Annotated in this window: 27 protein-coding genes; 15 read left to right on the top strand and 12 right to left on the bottom strand. The window is 67.5% G+C overall.

The genetic code is table 11. The annotated features are described in order from the left end of the window. Positions 1-9 precede the first annotated feature (9 nt). Positions 10-1128 (top strand): molecular chaperone DnaJ, encoded by a 1119-nt coding sequence (gene dnaJ / locus QZ847_RS06610; RefSeq protein ID WP_294354544.1) that lies wholly within the window; start codon positions 10-12, stop codon positions 1126-1128. After that, a complete protein-coding gene (gene era / locus QZ847_RS06605) occupies positions 1125-2045 on the top strand; it encodes a GTPase Era (RefSeq protein WP_294354537.1) in 921 nt (306 codons plus the stop codon). The genes dnaJ and era overlap by 4 nt, the downstream gene beginning before the upstream one ends. A 4-nt stretch (positions 2046-2049) precedes the next feature. Here era and QZ847_RS06600 read toward each other — a convergent pair whose 3' ends face one another. Continuing rightward, positions 2050-2760, bottom strand: a complete 711-nt coding sequence (locus QZ847_RS06600; protein WP_294354535.1) for an NAD-dependent deacylase — start codon at positions 2758-2760, stop codon at positions 2050-2052. Between the two features lie 159 nt (positions 2761-2919). On the opposite strand from QZ847_RS06600, the gene QZ847_RS06595 reads away from it, so the two are divergent. The 3 genes from QZ847_RS06595 to QZ847_RS06585 all read left to right on the top strand — a co-directional run bounded on the left by QZ847_RS06595 (position 2920) and on the right by QZ847_RS06585 (position 4392). After that, positions 2920-3225, top strand: coding sequence for a glycine zipper 2TM domain-containing protein (locus tag QZ847_RS06595; RefSeq protein WP_093005951.1), 306 nt, complete (start codon positions 2920-2922; stop codon positions 3223-3225). Between the two features lie 95 nt (positions 3226-3320). Next, the gene (locus QZ847_RS06590) at positions 3321-3752 is read left to right on the top strand and encodes an OsmC family protein (protein WP_294354532.1); all 432 of its coding nucleotides are present in this window, start codon (positions 3321-3323) and stop codon (positions 3750-3752) included. Between the two features lie 79 nt (positions 3753-3831). Further along, complete coding sequence (locus QZ847_RS06585; protein ID WP_294354530.1) at positions 3832-4392, top strand: glycine zipper 2TM domain-containing protein; 561 nt, start codon at positions 3832-3834, stop codon at positions 4390-4392. Positions 4393-4444: 52 nt separating this feature from the next. On the opposite strand, the gene QZ847_RS06580 is transcribed toward QZ847_RS06585, so the two are convergent. Next, positions 4445-4666, bottom strand: coding sequence for a hypothetical protein (locus QZ847_RS06580; RefSeq protein ID WP_093005341.1), 222 nt, complete (start codon positions 4664-4666; stop codon positions 4445-4447). A gap of 117 nt (positions 4667-4783) precedes the next feature. Here QZ847_RS06580 and QZ847_RS06575 point away from each other — a divergent pair, with 117 nt between their 5' ends. From QZ847_RS06575 to QZ847_RS06560, 4 genes are all read left to right on the top strand, one after another. After that, positions 4784-5536: a hypothetical protein gene (locus QZ847_RS06575; RefSeq protein WP_294354528.1), complete on the top strand. Its 753-nt coding sequence runs from the start codon at positions 4784-4786 to the stop codon at positions 5534-5536. An 87-nt stretch (positions 5537-5623) separates the two neighbouring features. Continuing rightward, complete coding sequence (gene crcB / locus QZ847_RS06570; RefSeq protein ID WP_294354525.1) at positions 5624-5998, top strand: fluoride efflux transporter CrcB; 375 nt, start codon at positions 5624-5626, stop codon at positions 5996-5998. After that, a complete protein-coding gene (locus QZ847_RS06565) occupies positions 5995-7095 on the top strand; it encodes an RluA family pseudouridine synthase (RefSeq protein ID WP_294191481.1) in 1101 nt (366 codons plus the stop codon). Before crcB ends, QZ847_RS06565 begins: the two co-directional genes overlap by 4 nt. Positions 7096-7233: 138 nt before the next feature. Beyond that, positions 7234-7701 (top strand): FMN-binding negative transcriptional regulator, encoded by a 468-nt coding sequence (locus QZ847_RS06560; RefSeq protein ID WP_294354522.1) that lies wholly within the window; start codon positions 7234-7236, stop codon positions 7699-7701. Between the two features lie 4 nt (positions 7702-7705). Here the strand turns inward: QZ847_RS06560 and QZ847_RS06555 are convergent, their stop codons facing one another. Beyond that, positions 7706-7906 (bottom strand): hypothetical protein, encoded by a 201-nt coding sequence (locus QZ847_RS06555; protein WP_294191479.1) that lies wholly within the window; start codon positions 7904-7906, stop codon positions 7706-7708. 215 nt (positions 7907-8121) lie between these two features. Between QZ847_RS06555 and QZ847_RS06550 the strand changes: the two genes are divergently transcribed. Genes QZ847_RS06550 through QZ847_RS06540 form a run of 3 tightly spaced genes read left to right on the top strand, consistent with a single transcriptional unit; the run spans position 8122 to position 9682 of the window. Then, positions 8122-8802 carry an HAD-IA family hydrolase gene (locus QZ847_RS06550; RefSeq protein WP_294354519.1) on the top strand — a complete coding sequence of 227 codons (681 nt, stop codon included), beginning with the start codon at positions 8122-8124 and terminating at the stop codon, positions 8800-8802. Then, the gene (locus tag QZ847_RS06545) at positions 8799-9005 is read left to right on the top strand and encodes a hypothetical protein (RefSeq protein WP_093005327.1); all 207 of its coding nucleotides are present in this window, start codon (positions 8799-8801) and stop codon (positions 9003-9005) included. The genes QZ847_RS06550 and QZ847_RS06545 overlap by 4 nt, the downstream gene beginning before the upstream one ends. Beyond that, complete coding sequence (locus QZ847_RS06540) at positions 9002-9682, top strand: ATP12 family chaperone protein (protein ID WP_294354514.1); 681 nt, start codon at positions 9002-9004, stop codon at positions 9680-9682. Before QZ847_RS06545 ends, QZ847_RS06540 begins: the two co-directional genes overlap by 4 nt. Before the next feature lie 15 nt (positions 9683-9697). On the opposite strand, the gene gmk is transcribed toward QZ847_RS06540, so the two are convergent. The 5 genes from gmk to QZ847_RS06515 form a co-directional block, all read right to left on the bottom strand. Continuing rightward, positions 9698-10354: a guanylate kinase gene (gene gmk / locus QZ847_RS06535; RefSeq protein ID WP_294191475.1), complete on the bottom strand. Its 657-nt coding sequence runs from the start codon at positions 10352-10354 to the stop codon at positions 9698-9700. Between the two features lie 96 nt (positions 10355-10450). Continuing rightward, the gene (fghA, locus tag QZ847_RS06530; protein ID WP_294354511.1) at positions 10451-11320 is read right to left on the bottom strand and encodes an S-formylglutathione hydrolase; all 870 of its coding nucleotides are present in this window, start codon (positions 11318-11320) and stop codon (positions 10451-10453) included. Next, the gene (locus QZ847_RS06525; protein ID WP_294354509.1) at positions 11317-11718 is read right to left on the bottom strand and encodes a VOC family protein; all 402 of its coding nucleotides are present in this window, start codon (positions 11716-11718) and stop codon (positions 11317-11319) included. Before QZ847_RS06525 ends, fghA begins: the two co-directional genes overlap by 4 nt. 38 nt (positions 11719-11756) lie before the next feature. Then, a complete protein-coding gene (locus QZ847_RS06520; protein WP_294354506.1) occupies positions 11757-12863 on the bottom strand; it encodes an S-(hydroxymethyl)glutathione dehydrogenase/class III alcohol dehydrogenase in 1107 nt (368 codons plus the stop codon). Positions 12864-12892: 29 nt separating this feature from the next. Further along, the gene (locus tag QZ847_RS06515; RefSeq protein ID WP_294354503.1) at positions 12893-14188 is read right to left on the bottom strand and encodes a hemolysin family protein; all 1296 of its coding nucleotides are present in this window, start codon (positions 14186-14188) and stop codon (positions 12893-12895) included. A gap of 195 nt (positions 14189-14383) precedes the next feature. On the opposite strand from QZ847_RS06515, the gene QZ847_RS06510 reads away from it, so the two are divergent. Then, the gene (locus tag QZ847_RS06510; RefSeq protein WP_294188954.1) at positions 14384-15067 is read left to right on the top strand and encodes an OmpA family protein; all 684 of its coding nucleotides are present in this window, start codon (positions 14384-14386) and stop codon (positions 15065-15067) included. Between the two features lie 250 nt (positions 15068-15317). On the opposite strand, the gene QZ847_RS06505 is transcribed toward QZ847_RS06510, so the two are convergent. Then, entirely contained in the window at positions 15318-15746 is a 429-nt protein-coding gene (locus tag QZ847_RS06505; protein ID WP_294188964.1) for a nucleoside deaminase, read from the bottom strand. Positions 15747-15810: 64 nt separating this feature from the next. After that, positions 15811-16113, bottom strand: coding sequence for a hypothetical protein (locus tag QZ847_RS06500; protein ID WP_294354501.1), 303 nt, complete (start codon positions 16111-16113; stop codon positions 15811-15813). Between the two features lie 93 nt (positions 16114-16206). Between QZ847_RS06500 and rpmB the strand changes: the two genes are divergently transcribed. Further along, entirely contained in the window at positions 16207-16506 is a 300-nt protein-coding gene (gene rpmB / locus QZ847_RS06495; RefSeq protein WP_093005311.1) for a 50S ribosomal protein L28, read from the top strand. A 69-nt stretch (positions 16507-16575) separates the two neighbouring features. Here rpmB and QZ847_RS06490 read toward each other — a convergent pair whose 3' ends face one another. After that, a complete protein-coding gene (locus QZ847_RS06490) occupies positions 16576-17538 on the bottom strand; it encodes an esterase-like activity of phytase family protein (RefSeq protein WP_294354498.1) in 963 nt (320 codons plus the stop codon). A 172-nt stretch (positions 17539-17710) separates the two neighbouring features. Here QZ847_RS06490 and QZ847_RS06485 point away from each other — a divergent pair, with 172 nt between their 5' ends. Continuing rightward, on the top strand, positions 17711-18055 hold the full coding sequence (locus tag QZ847_RS06485; protein ID WP_019515768.1) for a glycine zipper 2TM domain-containing protein: 345 nt from the start codon (positions 17711-17713) through the stop codon (positions 18053-18055). A gap of 374 nt (positions 18056-18429) precedes the next feature. Here the strand turns inward: QZ847_RS06485 and phbB are convergent, their stop codons facing one another. Next, positions 18430-19152 (bottom strand): acetoacetyl-CoA reductase, encoded by a 723-nt coding sequence (gene phbB, locus QZ847_RS06480; protein ID WP_294354495.1) that lies wholly within the window; start codon positions 19150-19152, stop codon positions 18430-18432. Between the last annotated feature and the right edge of the window lie 32 nt (positions 19153-19184).

The raw sequence follows: 19184 nt of genomic DNA, 5'->3' as shown, positions 1-19184 counted from the left end.
GAGGCCGGCATGAGCACCACGATCGACTATTACGAACTGCTCGAATGCGAGCGCACCGCGGACGCCGGCACGATCAAGTCGTCGTACCGCAAGCTCGCGATGAAGTACCATCCCGACAAGAATGCCGGCTGCAAGGACTCCGAGGCCAAGTTCAAGGCCGTCAGCGAAGCGTACGACTGCCTGAAAGACCCGCAGAAGCGCGCGGCCTACGATCGCTTCGGCCACGCCGCGTTCCAGAATGGCGGAGGCGGTGCGGGGCCGCAGGATTTCGGCGGCTTTTCCGACATTTTCGAGAGCGTGTTCGGCGAGTTCATGGGCGGGCGCCAGCAGGGCGGCCGCCAGCAGCGCCGCGGCGCCGATCTACGCTACGACATGGAGATCACGCTCGAAGAGGCGTATCACGGCAAGCAGACCGACATCACCGTCGACATCTCGGTCGCGTGCGATACCTGCCACGGCTCGGGTGCGAAGCCCGGCACCCATGCGCACCAGTGCAAGACCTGCGCCGGGCACGGCAAGGTTCGCGCGCAGCAGGGCTTCTTCGTGGTCGAGCGCGCCTGTCCGGCCTGCCACGGCTCGGGCGAGGTGATCGACACGCCGTGCAGCGACTGCCGCGGCGAGGGTCGAGTCGAGCAGACCAAGACGTTGAACGTCAACGTGCCGCCCGGCGTCGACGAAGGCACGCGCGTTCGTTTGTCGGGCGAAGGCGAGGCGGGCGCGCGTGGTGCACCGCCGGGCGACCTCTACATCTTCCTCCACGTCAAGCGGCACAATCTGTTCGAGCGCGAGGGCACGACGCTGTTCGCGCGCGCGCCAATCAGCTTCACCACCGCCTCATTGGGCGGCACGATGTCGATCCCCGGCCTCGACGGCCGCGCGCACGAGATTCGCATCCCGGCGGGCATCCAGTCGGGCAAGCAGTTGCGTCAGCGCGGCGCCGGCATGCCGGTGCTGCAGGGCCGCGGCCACGGTGACCTCGTGATCCAGATCGACGTCGAGACGCCGACCAAGCTGTCGACACGGCAGCGCGAATTGCTGGAGCTGTTCCGCGAGACCGAGACGGGCGAGGAATGCCCGCAGAGCCAGGGCTTCTTCTCGCGGCTCAAGAACGCGTTCGCCGGGGAGTGAGCGAGATTAGCGAAGTGAACTCGGCCGCGCAGCGCTGCGGCCTCGTCGCGGTCGTCGGTGCGCCCAACGCGGGCAAGTCGACGCTCGTCAATGCGCTTGTCGGGCAGAAGGTCGCGATCGTCAGCCCCAAGGCGCAGACGACGCGGACCAAGCTGATGGGCGTGGCGATCCGCGACGAGACGCAGTTGCTGCTGGTCGACACGCCCGGCATCTTCGAGCCGAAGCGCCGCCTCGACCGCGCGATGGTCGCCGCCGCCTGGGGCGGGGCGGAAGGCGCGGACGTGATCGCGCTGGTGGTCGACGCGAAGGGCGGGCTCGGCCCCAAGGTGACCGAGATCGCCGAGGCGCTGAAAGGCCGATCGGAGCCGATCTACCTCGTGCTCAACAAGGTCGACCTCGCCGACAAGCCCAAGCTGCTGCTCCATGCCGAGCGGTTGAACGCGATGCTGCCGTTCGCCGAAACCTTCTTCATCTCCGCGCAGACCGGCGACGGGGTGAAGGAGTTGAAGAACGCCTTCGCCGCCGCGATGCCCGCGGGGCCGTGGCATTATCCGGAGGACCAGGTGTCGGACGCGAGCGAGCGAGCGCTCGCCGCCGAGGTGACGCGCGAGCAACTCTACCTCCAGCTCCACGCCGAACTGCCCTACGCCAGCGTGGTCGAGACCGAGAAGTTCGAGGAGCGCGAGGACGGATCGGCTGAAATCCACCAGCAGATCCTGGTCGAGCGCGTGACGCAGCGCGCGATCGTTCTCGGCAAGGGGGGTACACGCATCCGCGAGATCGGCGCACGCGCGCGGGCCGAGCTGGCGGTTCTGCTCGACCGCCCGGTGCACCTCTACCTGCACGTCAAGGTCAAGCCCGACTGGGACGAGGACCGCAGCGTCTATCGCGACCTGGGTCTCGACTGGGTCGATTGAGCGGTCAGCGCGCTGAAGCGCCGATCACCTCCTCCACCCACTCTGGCACCAGCACGCTCGCGGGGCCGAGGCGCGTTTCGTCGAACCAATCGCTCCCAGCCGACCGTTCGAGATTGAGTTCGAGCGTGCGCGCGCCGTAACGCGCGGCCAACTGCACGAACCCGGCGGCGGGGTAGACCGCGCCCGAGGTGCCGATCGAGACGAACAGGTCGGCGTGTCCCAGCGACTGCTCGATACGGTCCATCTGGTACGGCATCTCTCCGAAGAACACGATGTCGGGGCGCAAGGCATCCTCGCCGCAGTCCGGGCACGGCGCATGCGGCGGCAGCGAGCCCGTCCAGGCGGTACGAATACCGCACAACCCGCATAGTGCCGAACGCAGCTCGCCGTGCATGTGGAGCATCCGCCGCGCCCCTGCCCGCTCGTGCAGATCGTCGACATTCTGCGTCACGATCAGCAACTCGCCCGTCCATGCCGCATCGAGCCGCGCCAGCGCCACGTGCGCCGCATTGGGCGCGACATGATCCAGCGCAGCGCGGCGCGCATCGTAGAAGCGGTGGACGAGCGTCGGATCGGCGGCGAGCGCCTCTGGCGTGCACACGTCCTCGACACGGTGCCCTTCCCACAGACCGCCCGGCCCGCGGAAGGTCGCGATCCCGCTTTCTGCGGAGATGCCGGCGCCGGTCAGGATGACGATGTTGCGGGTGTTGCTCATATCTGGAGCCTGACACAGCTGGGTTCCTGCTGCCAACGGGATTGCACGGGCCACGCGCCGCGCATGTTTCGATGAACGCGACGTTGTTTCAGGTTCATGCAACAGGTGGCATCCAGCGGTCGTTTCATCATCAACGCGAAACAAACCGGGAGAATGTTCATGCGTAATCTGATGCTTGCCCTGGGTGCGACCACGATGGTTCTGCCGACGCTGATCGCCACGACGCACGACGCCGATGCGCGCAAGCGTTATTCGTACCGCGAGTGGCGCGGCAACGACGGACGGCTGCGTTGTCGTAAGCCCAACGGCACGACCGGGCTGGTCGTCGGCGGTGTAGCGGGTGCGCTGGTCGGGCGGACGATCGACACGCGCGGCGACCGAACGCTCGGTACCGTGCTGGGCGGTGTCGGCGGCGCGCTGGCGGGCCGCGAGATCGAGCGCAGCGGGGATCGCCGCTGCCGCTGATGCGCGGCTGAGCATCGACTGAATGCAACCGAAATGGACGGGTGTGGTTCTCCTCGCGGAACCGCACCCGTTCTCACATCAGGCAAGGATCATTTATGACGGTCAGAAGCGCATCCGCTCGCTACGAAGGTTTGGGCAAGGACGGAAAGGGCCATGTCTCGACGCAGTCGGGCGTGTTGTCCGACAATCCTTACGGCTTCAACACGCGATTCGAGGACGAACCCGGCACCAACCCCGAGGAACTGATCGCCGCCGCTCACGCCAGCTGCTTCACAATGGCATTGAGCTTCGCGCTGGCGCAGGCAGGTCACGGCGACGGAACGCTGGAGACGAGCGCCAAGGTCACGCTCGACAAGGACGGCCCGGGTTTCAAGATCACCAAGTCGGCACTGACACTGGTCGCAACAGTGCCCGGCATTGATGAACAAGAGTTTAATCATATTGCCGATGACGCAAAGGCGAATTGCCCAGTTTCCAAGTTGTTGAATGCCGAAATAACACTGGACAAGTCGCTGAAGGGCTCGTGAACGAAGCGTAGTTTTGCGTTCACGCAACCGTTTCGGCCCTACCGTGTTCTTCCGCTATCCAACAGGATGGAGTTGTTCAATGCGTATTGCTATTGCCGCGGCACTGACCGCCACCACGCTGACTGCCGTGCCGGCGCTGGCACAGAACCCGTATCAGGCAAACCGTGAATACAATCGCGACGTGCGCGATGCACAGCGCGAGTACCGCGACAACATTCGCGATGCCGACAATCGTCGTGACGTTCGCGACGCTCGGCGCGAGTACCGCGACGACATTCGCGACGCACGCAAGGATTACCGCCGCGACGTGCGCGATTGGCGCCAGTCGAACCGCTACGACTATAATCGCTTCGAGCCGGGTCAGCGCGGTTATTACGCCGATCGTTATTATCGTGACGGGCGCTATTACCAGACCCGCTCGCTCGGTCGTAACGACCGCATCTATCGCGGCAGCGACAATCGTTATTACTGCCGCCGCAACGACGGCACGACCGGGCTGGTTGTCGGTGGCCTGGCGGGCGGCGCGCTGGGCAACGTGATCGCCGGTGGTGGTTCGCGCCTGCTTGGCACGCTGATCGGCGCGGGCGGCGGCGCGCTGCTGGGTCAGTCGGTCGACCGCGGCAACGTGCGCTGCCGCTGATCGGTATCAGTGATCTGAGAGGGCCCGGTACGACACCGGGCCCTTTTTCGTATCAGATGATGCCGCCGCCGAGCATCAGTCGCGCGGCGAAGATGACGATCAGCACTAGGTTCAGGTTGCGCCCGCTGTTCGACGACGACAGTGCGCCGATCGCCGCACCGACGATCGCGATCGGAATGACGAACCAGTAACCCCAAGCGAAGAACGGCAGGAACGGCACGATGCCGAGCACCAGCGCGACGAGGCCGATCAGGATCGAGAGAATGTTGAACATGAGCCTGATGTGGTCGCCTTACGGGTGTCTTGCAAGAGTGACACACACTTTGTCACACCGTTCCTTAACGGCCGCACGCGCATAGGCAGACGCGTCGCTCCAACTGCGCTGGACCCAATGACGCGCTTTCTCCTGCACTGCTCTATCGCGCTCGCCCTCGCCGGTTGCGGCAAGAACCCCGACCAGCCGAGTTCGCCGGTGCCCGCGGCGGTCGCGACGAGCACCGCTGCCTCGTCACCCGCCGCCGACCCGGCGCTGACCGCGGCGCTGCGCGACCAGATCATGGTCGATCCCGCGCTGGTGCAGCAGGCCAATGCCGATACCGTGCGCCCACCGACACAGCCGCAGAGCGGTGCCGTCCCGCCGGTCGACATCGCCGCCGCCGCGCATGCCCAGCCTGCCGCGCTCACGACAGCCGGCGAAACGCTGCGAACCGCTCCGGCCGCGGTCGGCACCTGCCGCCAGTGCGCGATCGCGCGGCGTTCGCTCACGCTCGGTGCGCTCGCCGAGGCGCAAGGCGGCCGCGCCGGGCAGTGCGCGGCGAACGTCGATTATTCCGCCGGCTGGGCCAATCGCCTGCCGCGCGGGCTACCGCTCTACCCCGACGCGCGCGTGACCGAAGCCGCCGGCGCTGATGGGCAGGGCTGCGCCTTGCGTGTCGTCAGCTTCTCCACCGCGGCACCGATGCAGCGGCTGCTCGACTGGTATTACACCAAGGCGTCGGACGCGGGCTACACGGCGGAGCATCACGCCGACGGCGCCGAGCATGTGCTGGCGGGCAATCGCCGCGGCGGCGGTACCTTCATGGCGACGATGCACGCGCGGCAGGACGGCGGCACCGACATCGACCTGATGGCGGACGGCGGCTGATCCGGCGGCGCGCGCGCCGATTGGGGCGCGTTCAGCCGATCTATGCCCCGCATTCCTTTCACGACGGTTTCGGGATAGGGCGCATGGATGAATGCGCTTCTTCCCGTCATGGCAGGCGGCGCGCTCGGTTCAGCCGGGCGCTACCTGACCGGACGCTTCACGCTCTCGCTGCTGGGTCCCGATTGGCCGTGGGGCACGATGACCGTCAATCTCGTCGGCGGATTGCTGATGGGCGTGCTGACCGGCATGCTGGCGCGCGTGTCCGCGCCTGAGGGCTGGCGGCTGTTCCTCGGGATCGGCGTGCTGGGCGGGTTCACGACCTTCTCGTCCTTCTCGCTCGACACCGCCAACATGATCGAGCGCGGTGCGATCCTGCCCGCGTTCGGCTACGTCGCCGTGTCGGTGATCGGCGCAATCGTCGCGCTGTTCGCGGGCCTGTCGATCGTGCGAGGTGTTGCGTGAACAAGCTCGTCGAGAACGTCCGCCAGTTCGTGATCGCGCCCGATGACGATGGCATCCGCGTCGATCGCTGGTTTAAGCGGCACCTCGATGCGACCAGCTTCACCACCGTCGCCAAATGGGCGCGGACTGGCCAGCTTCGCTTGGACGGTGCGCGGGTCGGACCCGGCGACCGCGTCCAGGCGGGGCAGACGCTGCGCATCCCGCCGGTCGAGGCAGTGCGCACCACCGCGCGCCCGCAGCGCGAGCGCACGCCACTGACCGCCGACGAAGAGGCATTCGCGCGCGAGATGGTGATCCACCGCGACGCGCAGGCGCTGGTGCTCAACAAGCCGCCCGGTCTGGCGACGCAGGGCGGCACCAAGACGACCGCGCACGTCGACGGGCTGCTCGACGCGTTGCAGGACGATCTGGACGGTCGGCCCAAGCTGGTCCACCGGCTCGACAAGGATACGTCGGGCGCGCTGCTGGTGGCGCGCACGTCGCGCGCGGCGGCGTTCTTCGCTAAGGCATTTTCGGGCCGCACCGCGAAGAAGGTCTATTGGGCGCTGGTCGTCGGCGTGCCGTCGATCGACGACGGCATGATCGAGCTGCCGATCGCCAAACAGCCCGGCACCGGCGGCGAGAAGATGCACGTCGACGAGGCCGAGGGCCAGGCGGCGCGCAGCCGCTACCGCGTGATTGAGCGCGCGGGCAACCGCACCTGCTGGGTCGAGCTGCAGCCGCTGACCGGGCGAACGCACCAGCTGCGCGTCCACATGGCGGCGATCGGCCATCCGATCGTCGGCGACGGCAAGTACGGCGGTCCGGCGGCGTTCCTCACCGGCGGGATCAGCCGCAAGATGCACCTGCACGCGCGCCGCATCCGCGTCGATCACCCCGACGGCGGCGAGATCGACGTGACTGCGGAACTGCCGCAGCATTTCGCCGAGAGCCTGGCGAGCCTGGGGTTCGAGGAGATGGCGGGCAATTCGATGCCGATCAACGACTTCGTACCCCCGACGCGCGAGGAGAAGAAGGCGAAGGCGCGCGCGCATGCCAAGGGCGTGCGCAAGGCGCGACGCGGCGAGCGGCGCGGACGCGGCAGCCGCGACGACTGAGCGCCGGCGTGCATCCGGACCCCGCGTTTCGGATCGACGCGGCCGCGTGCCGCCGCATCGCGCGAGCGACCGCGTTCGCGCACGTCTTCGTTCTCGGGGCTAGCGGCGCGGGCGTCATCCACACGCCGTGCACGCTTGATGAGGCGGGCGACCTGCACTTCCACTGTTCGCGCCGCAATCGGGTCGCGCCGCTGCCGGCCGGCGCGCGCGATCGCCTCCTTCAGCCCCGTGGACGGCTATGTCAGCCCGGACTGGTACGAGACTGCGGCGCAGGTGCCGACGTGGAACTACGTCGCGGTCGAGGCGGAGGGTGTGATCGAACCACTGTCACGCGACGCGCTGGTCGCGCAGATCGAGGCACTGGCCGCCGAGCACGAGGCGCGGCTGGCGCCCAAACCGGCGTGGACGACCGACAAGGTGCCTGCTGCATCGATCGAGCGGATGCTCGACGCGATCCAGGGCTATCTGATCCGCGTCGAGGCGTGGCGGGGTACCGCCAAATTGTCGCAGAACAAGCCGGCCGATGATCGCAGCGGCGTCGAGGCGGCGTTGCGAGCCAGCGGGCGCGGCGACCTTGCAGCGGCGATGGCGGACCGCCGGAACTGACCGATCAGACGGCGGCGGCGCTCAGGTAGCTCCAGCCGGCGTATCCGAACAGCAGCAGCGACGCCGCGCTGGTGATTCCGACCAGCACGTAGCCAATCGCGGACAGCATCGCAGGGTTGGGTCGGCTGAGCTTCGCGTTGCGCGTCGCCCCCGACATGACGAAGGTCAACAACAGGCCATAGGTAAAGGCAACCGCACCGAACATCAGATCTCACCCGCTTCGGCCACCCTTCCCGCGGCCGCAAACCGTTAATCATATCGAGATTAACGAACCTAGCCGTGCCACCAACATTCGTCGTGGCGGAACAACGGCTTGTCGCGGGCGCAGGATCGTTCGGCGAGCATGAACATTGTGGCCGCCTTTTGCGCTGGTGACGTGATCGATGGCAGGTGCGACGCGATGCTGCTAGGGGTCGGACCATGCTCCGTGCCCCCGTCCGCCTCGCCATCTTCGACTGCGACGGCACGCTCGTCGACAGCCACGCCAACATCTGCCGCGCGATGGAGGCGGCATTCGCGGGTGTGCGTGTCGAAGCGCCGTCGCGCGACGCGATCCGCGGCATCGTCGGGCTGAGCCTGGTCGAGGCCGTCGCCGCGCTGGCCCCCGATGCCGAGGCGGATTTCCACACAAAGGTGGCGGAGGATTACAAGTCTGCGTTCCAGCGGATGCGCACCGACGGGCTGCTGGAGGCCGAGCCGCTGTACGACGGACTGGTAGAGGCACTGGACCAACTTACTGAAGCCGGCTGGATCTTCGGCATAGCGACGGGCAAGTCCGATCGCGGACTGGCGCACGTGCTGGCGCATCACGGGCTCGCCGACCGCTTCGTCACGTTGCAGACGGCCGACCGTCACCCGTCGAAACCGCATCCGTCGATGATCCATACCGCGATGGCGCAGGCGGGCGCCGATCCCCATCTGACCGTCATGATCGGCGACACGAGCTACGACATGGAAATGGCGCGCGCGGCGGACGTGCGCGCGATCGGCGTCACCTGGGGGTACCATGACGAGGCGCTGCTGCGCGCAGGCGGAGCGCACGCGGTGGTGCATCACTTCCGCGATCTCGCCCGCGAAATGATGGTGGAGACGACTTCGTGAGCGATCCCGCATTGCCACGCTGGGCGGCTTTGTCGGCTGTCAGGATCATCGGCAGCTTCGGCGCGGTGCTGGGCGTGATCCTGGTCGGTCGTGCGGAGACGACCGGGCCGAAGGTGCTGGGTGTCGCAATCGTGCTCGCCGCGATGTGGATGCTGGCAACGGTGCCGCGCGCGCTCGCCGCGCGCTGGCGGAGCCCGAAATGAAGCGGTTCTGGCGCGAGGTCACGGTCGGCGACGACAGGGTCATCCGGCTCGACGATCGCCCGGTACGCACGCCCGGACGCGCGCCGCTAGCGCTGCCGACCGCAGCACTGGCGCACGCCGTGGCGGAGGAATGGCGCGCGGTGGGCGACACGATCGACCCGCGCGCGATGCCGCTGACGGGGCTAGCCAACGCCGCGATCGACCGGATCGCACCCGACGCCGCGGCGTTCGCGCGCGGGCTCTCTGCTTATGCCGACAGCGACCTGCTCTACTACCGTGCCGACCAGCCCGACGAACTGGTGGCACGGCAAGCGGCGACGTGGGACCCGGTGCTGGAATGGGCGCGGAAACGCTACGACGTGCACTTCGAGCCGGTCGCCGGCGTCATGCACCACGCGCAGCCCGCCGCGACCGTGCAGCAGTTGAGCGACGCGGTTGCGGTGCGCGATGCCTTCGCGCTCGCCCCGATGTCGCCGCTGGTGACGATCACCGGCACGCTGGTCGGCACGCTCGCGCTGGCGGAAGGCGCAATCGACGCCGACGCATTGTGGAATGCGGCGCACGTCGATGAGGATTGGCAGGCGGAATCGTGGGGCGAGGACAGCCTCGCTACGCAAGCGCGCGATCATCGTCGGCGCGAGTTCAACGCCGCGGTGCGCTTCCTGTCGCTGCTGTAATCTGAGGCTCGCCGTTCAGGCGGGAGTGCGCAGCTTTCGGATAAAGCCGATCAGTCCGGTCTGACGCGACCGCTTCAGCCGCTCCGCCGCCAGGATCGTGCGGACGTGCGCGTAGCATTGCTCGACATCGTCGTTGACGAGCACGTAGTCATAACCGTCCCAGTGGCTGATCTCGTTCGAGGCGCGCGCCATGCGACGGTCGATCACCTCGATCGCGTCGGTGTTGCGGTTGAGCAGCCTTTTGTGCAGCTCCTCCATCGACGGCGGCAGGATGAAGACGCGGACCACGTCGCCGCCCGCGATCTGGTGCAGCTGCTGCGCACCCTGCCAGTCGATGTCGAACAGCACGTCCTTGCCCGCGGCCAGCATGTCCTCGACCGGTCCGCGCGGCGTGCCGTAGCGCTGGTCGAACACGTGCGCCCATTCGAGAAACTCGTGCGCGGACACCATCTCGCGGAAGCGATCGAGCGAGACGAAGTGATAGTCGCGCCCGTCCTGTTCGCCCGGCCGGATCGCGCGTGTCGTCGCCGACACCGACAGCGACAGTTCGGGTTCGCTCGCCAGCAGTTTGCGCGCGATCGTCGACTTGCCCGCGCCGGAGGGCGAGGACAGCACGAACAACACGCCGCGCCGCTTGAAATTGTGGGTGTCGGGGTGGGGAGCGCCGTCCATGCGTGCCTGTGGCCCCTGCGCTGCCGCCGCGTCAAGTCGCGGCAGCGGTTGCCGCTACGGTTCCACGCGGTCGTGTCCGCGCGGACACGCTGCCGCCTATCCCAGTCGCGCGGCGTGCCAGGCGATGTGATCGGCCATGAAAGTCGATACGAACAGGTAGCTGTGATCGTAGCCGGGCTGCATCCTGAGATCGAGCGCGATGCCGGCGTCGGCGCAAGCGCGCCGGAGCAGTTCGGGACGTAGCTGCTCGACGAGGAAATTGTCAGCGTCGCCCTGATCGACCAGCAACTCCGCGACACGCGCACCATCCTCGATCAACGCCACCGCATCGTGGCGGCGCTTGGCTTGCGTGTCGTCGCCTAGGTAACGGTCAAGCGCGCGACCCCACGGCACCTGTGTCGGCGCGACGATCGGGGCGAAGGCGGAGACGGAACGGAACCGGTCGGGATAGGTCAGCGCGATCGTCAGCGCGCCGTGTCCGCCCATCGAGTGACCAGTGATGCCCTGCCGCGCCATGTCGACCGGGAACGACGCCGCGATGATCGCAGGCAGCTCCTCGGTCACGTAGCGCCACATGGCGAAGTTCGCCGACCACGGCGTCTGTGTCGCATCGACGTAGAAGCCCGCGCCCTGGGCGAAATCCCACGCGTCATCGTCGGGTACGTCTTGCCCGCGCGGGCTGGTGTCGGGCGCAACGAAGATGACGCGGTGACGGGCACAGGCGGCGCGAAACTCGCCCTTGTCGGTCACGTTGGCGTGGGTGCAGGTCAGCCCCGACAGATACCAGATGACGGGCAGCCGCTCGCCCGGCGCGTGCTCGGGCACGTAGACTGAGAAGGTCATCGTCGTGCCCGTCGCGGCGGAGGCATGGCGGTACACGCCCTGCACCCCGCCGTGCGCGCGGGCGGTGGAGACCGTTGCCAGTCCTGCCCCGGTGTTCGTTGCGGCTGCCTGCGTCTGGCTCACGCCGGGGTCGAAGCCTCTGCCGGCATGCGGTGCAGCGCGCACAGCTTGTTGCCGTCGGGATCGCGCAGATAGGCGAGGTACAGGCTCATGCCGCCGCCGCTGCGCACCCCCGGCGCATCCTCGATCGCGGTGCCGCCGGCGGCGACGCCCGCCTCGTGCCAGGCGTGCGCCTGTTCGGGGCCGGTCACCTGAAAGCCGATCGTGCTGCCGTTGCCGTGCGTCGCCGCCTCGCCATCGATCGGCTTGGTCACTAGGAACATGCTGCCGTTATGGCTGTAGATCAGCCGGCCCTTCGGATCCTTGAACCCCGGCTTGCCGCCGAGCGACGCGAACAGCGCGTCGTAGAATGTCTTTGATCGATCGAGGTCGTTCGATCCGACCATCATGTGGCTGAACATCGTCTCTCTCCTTGTGTGGCCGCACTACCTCGGCGGCGTCAGTAGATCACCACGCTGCGGATCGACTCGCCCGCGTGCATCAGGTCGAACCCCTTGTTGATCTCGTCGAGGCTCAACCGGTGCGTGATCATCGGATCGATCTCGATCAGGCCGTTCATGTACCAGTCGACGATTTTCGGCGTGTCGGTGCGCCCGCGCGCGCCGCCGAACGCGGTGCCGCGCCAAACGCGCCCGGTGACGAGCTGGAACGGACGCGTCGCGATCTCCTTGCCCGCTTCTGCCACGCCGATGACGATCGATTCGCCCCAGCCGCGGTGCGCGCTCTCGAGCGCCTGACGCATCACCACCGTGTTGCCGGTGCAGTCGAAGGTATAATCGCCGCCGCCATCGGTCATCGCGATCAGGTGCTGGACGACGTCGCCGACTTGCCTGGGATTGACGAACGCGGTCATGCCGAAGCGGCGACCCCATTCTTCGCGGGTCTCGTTGATGTCGACGCCGATGATGTGGAGCGCGCCGGCGAGCTTCGCGCCCTGGATCACGTTCAGCCCGATGCCGCCCAGACCGAACACGATCACGGTCGAGCCCGGCTCGACCTTGGCGGTGTTGACCACCGCGCCGACACCCGTCGTAACGCCACATCCGACGTAGCAGCTGGTGTCGAACGGCGCGTCGGGGCGGATCTTGGCGACCGCGATCTCGGGCAGCACGGTGAAGTTCGAGAAGGTCGAGCAGCCCATGTAATGGAAGATCGGCTGCCCGCGGTAGCTGAAGCGCGTGGTGCCGTCGGGCATCAGCCCCTTGCCCTGCGTCGCGCGAATGGCGGTGCACAGGTTGGTCTTCTGGCTGAGGCACGACTTACACTGGCGGCACTCGGGCGTGTAGAGCGGGATGACGTGGTCGCCGACGGCGACGCTCGTCACGCCCGCGCCGACCTCGCGAACGATACCGGCGCCCTCGTGACCCAACACGCTGGGGAACAGACCCTCGGAATCGAGGCCGTCGAGCGTGTAGGCGTCGGTGTGGCAGATGCCGGTCGCCATGATCTCGACCAGCACCTCGCCGGCTTTCGGTCCTTCGAGGTCGAGCTCGACGATCTCCAGCGGCTTCTTCGCCTCGAACGCGACGGCTGCGCGAGTTTTCATGTGTCTTCCTCTACTCTTGGTCGAAGGCCTCAGGCCGCGCTGACCAGCAATTTGTCGATGCGGCGGCCGTCGAGGTCGACGACCTCGAAGCGCCAGCCCTGTTCCTCGAAATGCTCGCCCTCGCCCGGCAGCTTGCGGAAGGCAGCGAGCGCGAGCCCAGCGACCGTCGCATAGTCGCGGTCGTCGGGCAGATCGATCCCGAGCCGCTCGGCCAGCGCATCCGCCGCCATCGTGCCCGCGACCAGCAGCGAGCCGTCCTCGCGCTCGACCACATTGGGCGCTTCGTCGGGATCGGCGTCGGAGGCGAACTCGCCCGCGATCGCGGCGAGCAGGTTGGCGGGCGTCACCACCCCCTCAAAATGTCCGTATTCGTCGTGGATCAGCGCCATCGGCACGTCGGCACGGCGCAGCGCGTCGAGCGCGTCCATCGCGTCGATCTGATCGACCACGACGGGCGCCTTGCGCACCAACGTGGCGAGGTCGAGCGCGTCGCCGCGGAACAGCGCCGCCGCCACGTCGCGCGCCTGCACCACGCCGACGACCGCATCAATCGAACCGTCACCCACCGGCAGGCGGCTGTGCGGCGAGGCGAGCAGCTTGGCGCGCAGTTCCGCCTCGCCCAGCGTCATGTCGATCCAGTCGACATCGGTGCGCGGCGTCATCACCTCTCGCACCGGCCGGTCGGCGAGCCGCACCACGCCCGAGATGATCGAGCGCTCGTGCTCCTCGATCACCCCCGACTTGCTCGCCTCCGCGACGATCAGGTGCAGTTCCTCGGCGGTGACCTGGTCCTCGTTCTCGCGGTTGAGGCGCAGCAGCTTGAAGATCAGCGCGCTGCTGCCGTCGAGCAGCCAGCCGAGCGGCTTGGTGACGGTCGCGATATAGGTCATCGGCAATGCGACGACGCTCGCGATCGCCTCTGGCGCGCGCAGCGCGATCTGCTTGGGCACCAGTTCGCCGATGATCAGCGAAGCGTAAGTGGTCAGCCCGATGACGAGCGCGAAGCCAACGCTTTCGGCGGTGTGATGCGACAATCCCAGCGCCTCGAGCCGCGCCGCGGTCGGCGTGCCGAGGCTCGCACCCGAATAGGCGCCCGCCAGGATGCCGATCAGCGTGATGCCAATCTGTACGGTCGACAGGAACTTGCCGGGGTCGGCCGCCAGCTTGATCGCGGCGGCGGCGCCGCGGCGGCCCGTACGCGCCATCGCCTCCAGCCGCGCCTTGCGCACGGACACGATCGCGAGCTCACTCATCGCAAAGATGCCATTCAGCGCGACCAGCGCGAGAATGATCAGGACGTCGAACCAGGGGTACGGCGGTAACATGGCTGCCGACACCCTTGGCGGCAAACGCGGCGGCGAACAATCGCTTTATCGCCAACCTGGGTCGGGCGCTGCGCGGGGCTGGTGTCACCCTGCGTTCAGCAGCGGCCGTTCAGTGCAAGGCCGTTCGGTTCATAGGCGGAACAATCGCCGCCATCGTCCCGTTTCGGTCGCATGAGTTTCATGAAAGGGAGAAGAATGAAGCTGCCGTCCAAGTTCCTGGCTGCCGCGGCGACGCTGTCGCTGGTCACTACCGCTGCCTGCACCACCGACCCGGATACGGGTGAGCGCCGCATCAGCAAGACCGCGATCGGCGGCATCGGCGGCGCGCTGGGCGGTTATCTGCTGGGCGATCTGGTCGGCGGACGCCGCGATCGTACCGAGAAGATCATCGGCGCGGGGCTAGGCGGCATCGCGGGTGCGGGCATCGGCGCGTACATGGACAAGCAGGAGCGCGAGATGCGCGCGCGCACCGCCGGCACCGACGTGGAAGTGGTGCGCCAGGGCGACGACCTGCTGCTTAACATCCCGTCGGGCATCAACTTCGCCTACAATTCCGCCAACGTGCAGCCGCAGTTCCGCTCGACGCTCGACAAGGTGTCGTCGGTGCTCGCGGATTACCCGGAGACGTACATCGACGTGTACGGTCACACCGATTCGACCGGCAGCGACGCCTACAACCAGGATCTGTCGGAGCGGCGCGCGGTGTCGGTCGCCGATTATCTCTCGAGCCACGGCGTCCAGTCGGCGCGTATCGCGACCAAGGGCTACGGCGAGACGCAGCCGATCGAGTCGAACGAGACCGAGCAGGGCCGCGCCGCCAACCGCCGCGTCGAGATCAAGGTCGTGCCGATCTCGCAGAGCGATCTGCCGCCGCGCTAAAGCGGGCTAACCGACGAAAGCGTGGGAGCGGCGTGGTCACGATCACGCCGCTCCTTTTGTTTCCAGCGTGGCTGGATTGCTCGCCCAGAGCGACGATGATTGCGGCGCAGGTAAGGTCAGCGGCAGGCTGATGTCATCGCTATCACCGGGTTGCGGCGAGGTCTGGTCCAATCACGCGGGGTCGACGATCCTCCCGCGGCCTTGGTGCATTAGGCAGGCCTGCGCCCGATCAAGCGTTCGATGCGATCGCCTAACGCCGCGCGGCGAAGAAGTCGCGCAGCAGCGCGCTCGCCTCGCGTTCGCCGATGCCGGCGAATACCTCGGGGCGATGGTGGCAGGTCGGCTGCGCGAAGAAGCGCGCGCCGTGCGTCACCGCGCCGCCCTTCTCATCGTCGGCGCCATAGTAGAGCCGCGCAATCCGCGCGTGCGAGATCGCGCCCGCGCACATCGTGCATGGCTCCAGCGTCACCCATAGGTCGCAGTCGCCCAACCGCTCGCGCCCGAGCAGCTGAGCCGCGCGCCGGATCGCCAGCATCTCGGCGTGCGCAGTCGGATCAAGCAGCGCCCGCGGTGCATTGGCGGCGACGGCGACAATAGCCCCGGCGTGGACCACGACCGCGCCGACCGGCACCTCGCCATCGCGCGCCGCCTCCGCGGCGGCATCCAACGCGGCGCGCATTGCAGGGGGTAACGGGAACATCTGCCACCCCGTGCCGCAAGCGGCGGCGTGATGGAAGCGGCGCTTACTGCTGCGGCGCGGGCTCGCCGGCCTTCTGCACCTTGACGTCGGGCACGGCGACCGTCTTGTTCTCGGTCCCGACCGAGATGCGGCCGACGTCGGCGTTGAACTTCGGCGCTTGCCCGCCCTCTAGGCGAGGCAGCTGCGCGGGCTGGGTCTGATCGAAGCGAAGGAAGCCCGTCAGCAACGCGGCAAGAATCGCCAATGCGACGATGCCCAGCATGACCAGAAACGCGCGCATGATTTGTTCTCCCCATCGATTCGCTGCCGCAACAACGCGCTTTGTTGGCGCGGGTTGCAGCGGCATGAGGGAGGCAAGACACGCTGCCGACTTGACCGCGGGACGGATCGCCACTATCGGCACCGGCTTTCCGGGCAACCGTATTTCAGGATTTCAACCATGTCGCGCATCTGCGAGCTGACCGGCAAGGGCCGGCAGGTGGGTAACAACGTTTCCCACGCCAACAACAAGACCAAGCGCACGTTCCTGCCGAACCTGCAGAACGTCACGCTGATCTCCGACGCGCTCGACCGCTCGGTGCGCCTGCGCGTGTCGACCAACGGCCTGCGCTCGGTTGAGCACAATGGCGGCCTCGACAACTGGCTGGTCAAGACCAACGACGAGAAGCTGTCGCTGAAGGCACGTCGCCTGAAGCGCGAGATCGTCAAGAAGCGCGCCGCGGAGCCCGTCGCCGCTTAAACGCACCTGCGTGACGGTGTCGAACGGCCTGCTACCGAAAGGTAGCGGGCCGCTTCGCGTTGGACTGGTCTAGTCCAGGCGGAACTTCATCAGCAACGTCGGGCGATACCAGGCGAGGTCGTTGTCGGTGACGACCCACAGCATCGTGCGGCCATGCTCGCGCGTCACCGCCAATCCTTCCGGGTTCTCACCGAGCAGCGGTGGCCCCCAGCGCGCAATCTCTTCGCCGGCGACCGTGGCACCCGCTCGCAATGCCGCTACCGGGATACGCACCAGCACCGCGTCGAAGCGTAGCCGGCTGAACCGGCGATTGAGCACCAGCAGATCGCCGTTCGGCAGCACTGCGGCGTCGCTCGGATTGTAGCCGGTGGGCGGGCGGTAGCGGAAGCGTTCGACTTGCGTGCCCCGCACCGCCGGATCGCCGCTGAAGATCAGCGCCTGCCGCAAACGCCCCTTTCCCTTCGCACGTGCCTGCTCGCTGATGACGACGAAACGTCCGTCGCGCAGCCGCGCCATCGATTCGGCACCGCCGTTCATCGGCCATTTGCGCATCGCGGCCGGCGTCGCATGTGCCTCGACTCGCCTCAGATCGGCCGAATAGCGCCAGATCGCATTGGCGCGCTCGTAACCGATCCACGCGCGCACGCTCGCCGGATCGATCGCCAGCGACTCGGTGTCGCGGCTCTCCTTCGCCCAGCCGGTGCCGGGTCCGTCCGGCAACGCACCCGCCGCGCGGGTGAGGAGGTGATTGCCGCTGATCGCGACGCGGACGTAATTGCCGCCGTCGCTCAGCAGCGTGACCTCACCATTTGCTACCGCCAGCGCGGAAAAGCCGCCGAACGCCGGATCGCGCGACCACAAGCGCACCGCCCCGATCGGCGTCAACGCGCCGATACGACGCGGCCACCCGCCGTCGGGCACGTAAGCGGCGGCGTGGACGACCGCGTTGGCGGCGATGATCGGCAACCGGTCGGTTCCGCTCCAGCCGGGGACAAAGGCGAGCACCAGCGCGATCGAGAACGGCCATTTCACCCGCCGGCTCTTAGGCGCGTGTCGTCCGCCCGCCTACCCGCGGCCGGTATGCGAAGCATGAACGAACGATAACGAGCGCATTCAGGCTCGGCTCAATGCGAATCACTCATAAGCATCTCAACGACGGGATGACCCCGCCGCGACAAATCAAAGAAGAACGGGAGTTCGTACCATGTTCAAGAATCTGACCCTCGCCGTCTCCGCCCTCGCGATGGGTACCGCCGCGATGGCGCCGGTCGCCGCCGACGCGCAGCGCTACGGTCACCGGTACGAGCGCAGCTATCGTGACGGGTACCGCGACTACGACCGTCGCTACGACAACCGTCGCTACAACTACAATCGCCGCTGCTCGGGCGGGACGACCGGCACCATCGTCGGTGCGATCGCGGGTGGCCTGCTCGGCCGCACGATCGACACGCGCGGCGACCGGACGCTCGGCACCGTGCTGGGCGGCGTCGGCGGCGCGGTTGCGGGTAACGCGATCGAGAAGTCGAACAATCCGCGCTACTGCCGCTAACCCTCTCGGCCGGCGCGGCGGGACCTCCCCGCGCCGCCCTCCCCTACTCGCGTAGCGTATCGAGTTCCCCCGCGTAGCGTACCGGGGGCGCGGGCCGGTTGCCGAAAGGCGGCCGGCCCGTTGTTGTTTGATCACAGGCTCGCCCGCGAGCTGATGCGCGCAGCGCAGCGATCAAACCGGCCGGCGGGTCGCGTCAGCGAACCCGGTCGACGTGATCGCCGCGGCTTTGCCGTGGCGAGTGCTTCATAGAAGGAAGGGCGCCGGCAAAGCCGCCGCCATGACGTCGGACGGGATCGCTGGTGCGACCCGCCGGCCGTGCCGGGCGCTGCACTGCGCGCATCGGCGCCGTCGCGTCGCCGACGCGCCTGCGCCCGTCAGTACATATGCTGCCCGCCATTGATGCTCAGCGTCGATCCCGTTACGAACCCGCCATCCTCCGAACACAGGAACGCGACGCCACGCGCGATCTCGTGCGCCTGGCCCAGCCGCCCGACCGGGATCTTCGCGACGATCTTTTCCAACACCTCGCTCGGCACCGCGGCGACCATGTCGGTGTCGATATAGCCGGGCGCGATCGCGTTGACGGTTATACCGGCGCGTGCGCCTTCCTGCGACAGCGCCTTGGTGAAGCCGTGGATACCGCTTTTCGCCGCGGCATAGTTCACCTGTCCATACTGCCCGGCCTGTCCGTTGATCGAGCCGATGTTGACGATGCGGCCCCATTTGCGGTCGCGCATGCCGGGGAACACCGCCTTCGCCATGTTGAAACAGCCGCCCAGGTTGGTGTCGATCACCTCGCGCCACATCTCGTAGCTCAGCTTCATGATCGTGCCGTCGCGCGTGATGCCCGCGTTGTTGACCAGCACGTCAACGGGCCCGAGCTCGTCGGCGACACGCGCAACGCCCGCCTGACAAGCCTCGTAGTCGGCCACGTCCCACTTGAATGCCGCAATCCCGTTCCGGTTGGTGAAGTCGCGCGCGCGCTCGTCGTTGCCGGCGTAATTGGCGGCGACGGTCAGCCCCATGTCGCGTAGCGCGACGCTGATCGCCTCGCCGATGCCGCGTGTTCCACCCGTCACGATTGCTACGCGTGCCATCGATGCGTCCTCTCCTTGGTTCGCCCGCGAGG

Source organism: uncultured Sphingomonas sp., assembly GCF_913778135.1.
Taxonomy (GTDB): domain Bacteria; phylum Pseudomonadota; class Alphaproteobacteria; order Sphingomonadales; family Sphingomonadaceae; genus Sphingomonas.
The sequence above is the reverse complement of the archived record's forward strand: the minus strand, read 5'-3'. Positions and strand labels throughout refer to the sequence as shown.

Coding starts and splice junctions, on each gene's coding strand:
- dnaJ (WP_294354544.1), top strand. CDS start 10: ATGAGCACCACGATCGACTATTACGAACTGCTCGAATGCGAGCGCACC.
- QZ847_RS06600 (WP_294354535.1), bottom strand. CDS start 2,760: ATGAGCAACACCCGCAACATCGTCATCCTGACCGGCGCCGGCATCTCC.
- QZ847_RS06595 (WP_093005951.1), top strand. CDS start 2,920: ATGCGTAATCTGATGCTTGCCCTGGGTGCGACCACGATGGTTCTGCCG.
- QZ847_RS06590 (WP_294354532.1), top strand. CDS start 3,321: ATGACGGTCAGAAGCGCATCCGCTCGCTACGAAGGTTTGGGCAAGGAC.
- QZ847_RS06585 (WP_294354530.1), top strand. CDS start 3,832: ATGCGTATTGCTATTGCCGCGGCACTGACCGCCACCACGCTGACTGCC.
- QZ847_RS06580 (WP_093005341.1), bottom strand. CDS start 4,666: ATGTTCAACATTCTCTCGATCCTGATCGGCCTCGTCGCGCTGGTGCTC.
- QZ847_RS06575 (WP_294354528.1), top strand. CDS start 4,784: ATGACGCGCTTTCTCCTGCACTGCTCTATCGCGCTCGCCCTCGCCGGT.
- crcB (WP_294354525.1), top strand. CDS start 5,624: ATGAATGCGCTTCTTCCCGTCATGGCAGGCGGCGCGCTCGGTTCAGCC.
- QZ847_RS06560 (WP_294354522.1), top strand. CDS start 7,234: ATGAGGCGGGCGACCTGCACTTCCACTGTTCGCGCCGCAATCGGGTCG.
- QZ847_RS06555 (WP_294191479.1), bottom strand. CDS start 7,906: ATGTTCGGTGCGGTTGCCTTTACCTATGGCCTGTTGTTGACCTTCGTC.
- QZ847_RS06550 (WP_294354519.1), top strand. CDS start 8,122: ATGCTCCGTGCCCCCGTCCGCCTCGCCATCTTCGACTGCGACGGCACG.
- QZ847_RS06540 (WP_294354514.1), top strand. CDS start 9,002: ATGAAGCGGTTCTGGCGCGAGGTCACGGTCGGCGACGACAGGGTCATC.
- gmk (WP_294191475.1), bottom strand. CDS start 10,354: ATGGACGGCGCTCCCCACCCCGACACCCACAATTTCAAGCGGCGCGGC.
- QZ847_RS06525 (WP_294354509.1), bottom strand. CDS start 11,718: ATGTTCAGCCACATGATGGTCGGATCGAACGACCTCGATCGATCAAAG.
- QZ847_RS06520 (WP_294354506.1), bottom strand. CDS start 12,863: ATGAAAACTCGCGCAGCCGTCGCGTTCGAGGCGAAGAAGCCGCTGGAG.
- QZ847_RS06515 (WP_294354503.1), bottom strand. CDS start 14,188: ATGTTACCGCCGTACCCCTGGTTCGACGTCCTGATCATTCTCGCGCTG.
- QZ847_RS06510 (WP_294188954.1), top strand. CDS start 14,384: ATGAAGCTGCCGTCCAAGTTCCTGGCTGCCGCGGCGACGCTGTCGCTG.
- QZ847_RS06505 (WP_294188964.1), bottom strand. CDS start 15,746: ATGCGCGCCGCGTTGGATGCCGCCGCGGAGGCGGCGCGCGATGGCGAG.
- QZ847_RS06500 (WP_294354501.1), bottom strand. CDS start 16,113: ATGCCGCTGCAACCCGCGCCAACAAAGCGCGTTGTTGCGGCAGCGAAT.
- rpmB (WP_093005311.1), top strand. CDS start 16,207: ATGTCGCGCATCTGCGAGCTGACCGGCAAGGGCCGGCAGGTGGGTAAC.
- QZ847_RS06485 (WP_019515768.1), top strand. CDS start 17,711: ATGTTCAAGAATCTGACCCTCGCCGTCTCCGCCCTCGCGATGGGTACC.
- phbB (WP_294354495.1), bottom strand. CDS start 19,152: ATGGCACGCGTAGCAATCGTGACGGGTGGAACACGCGGCATCGGCGAG.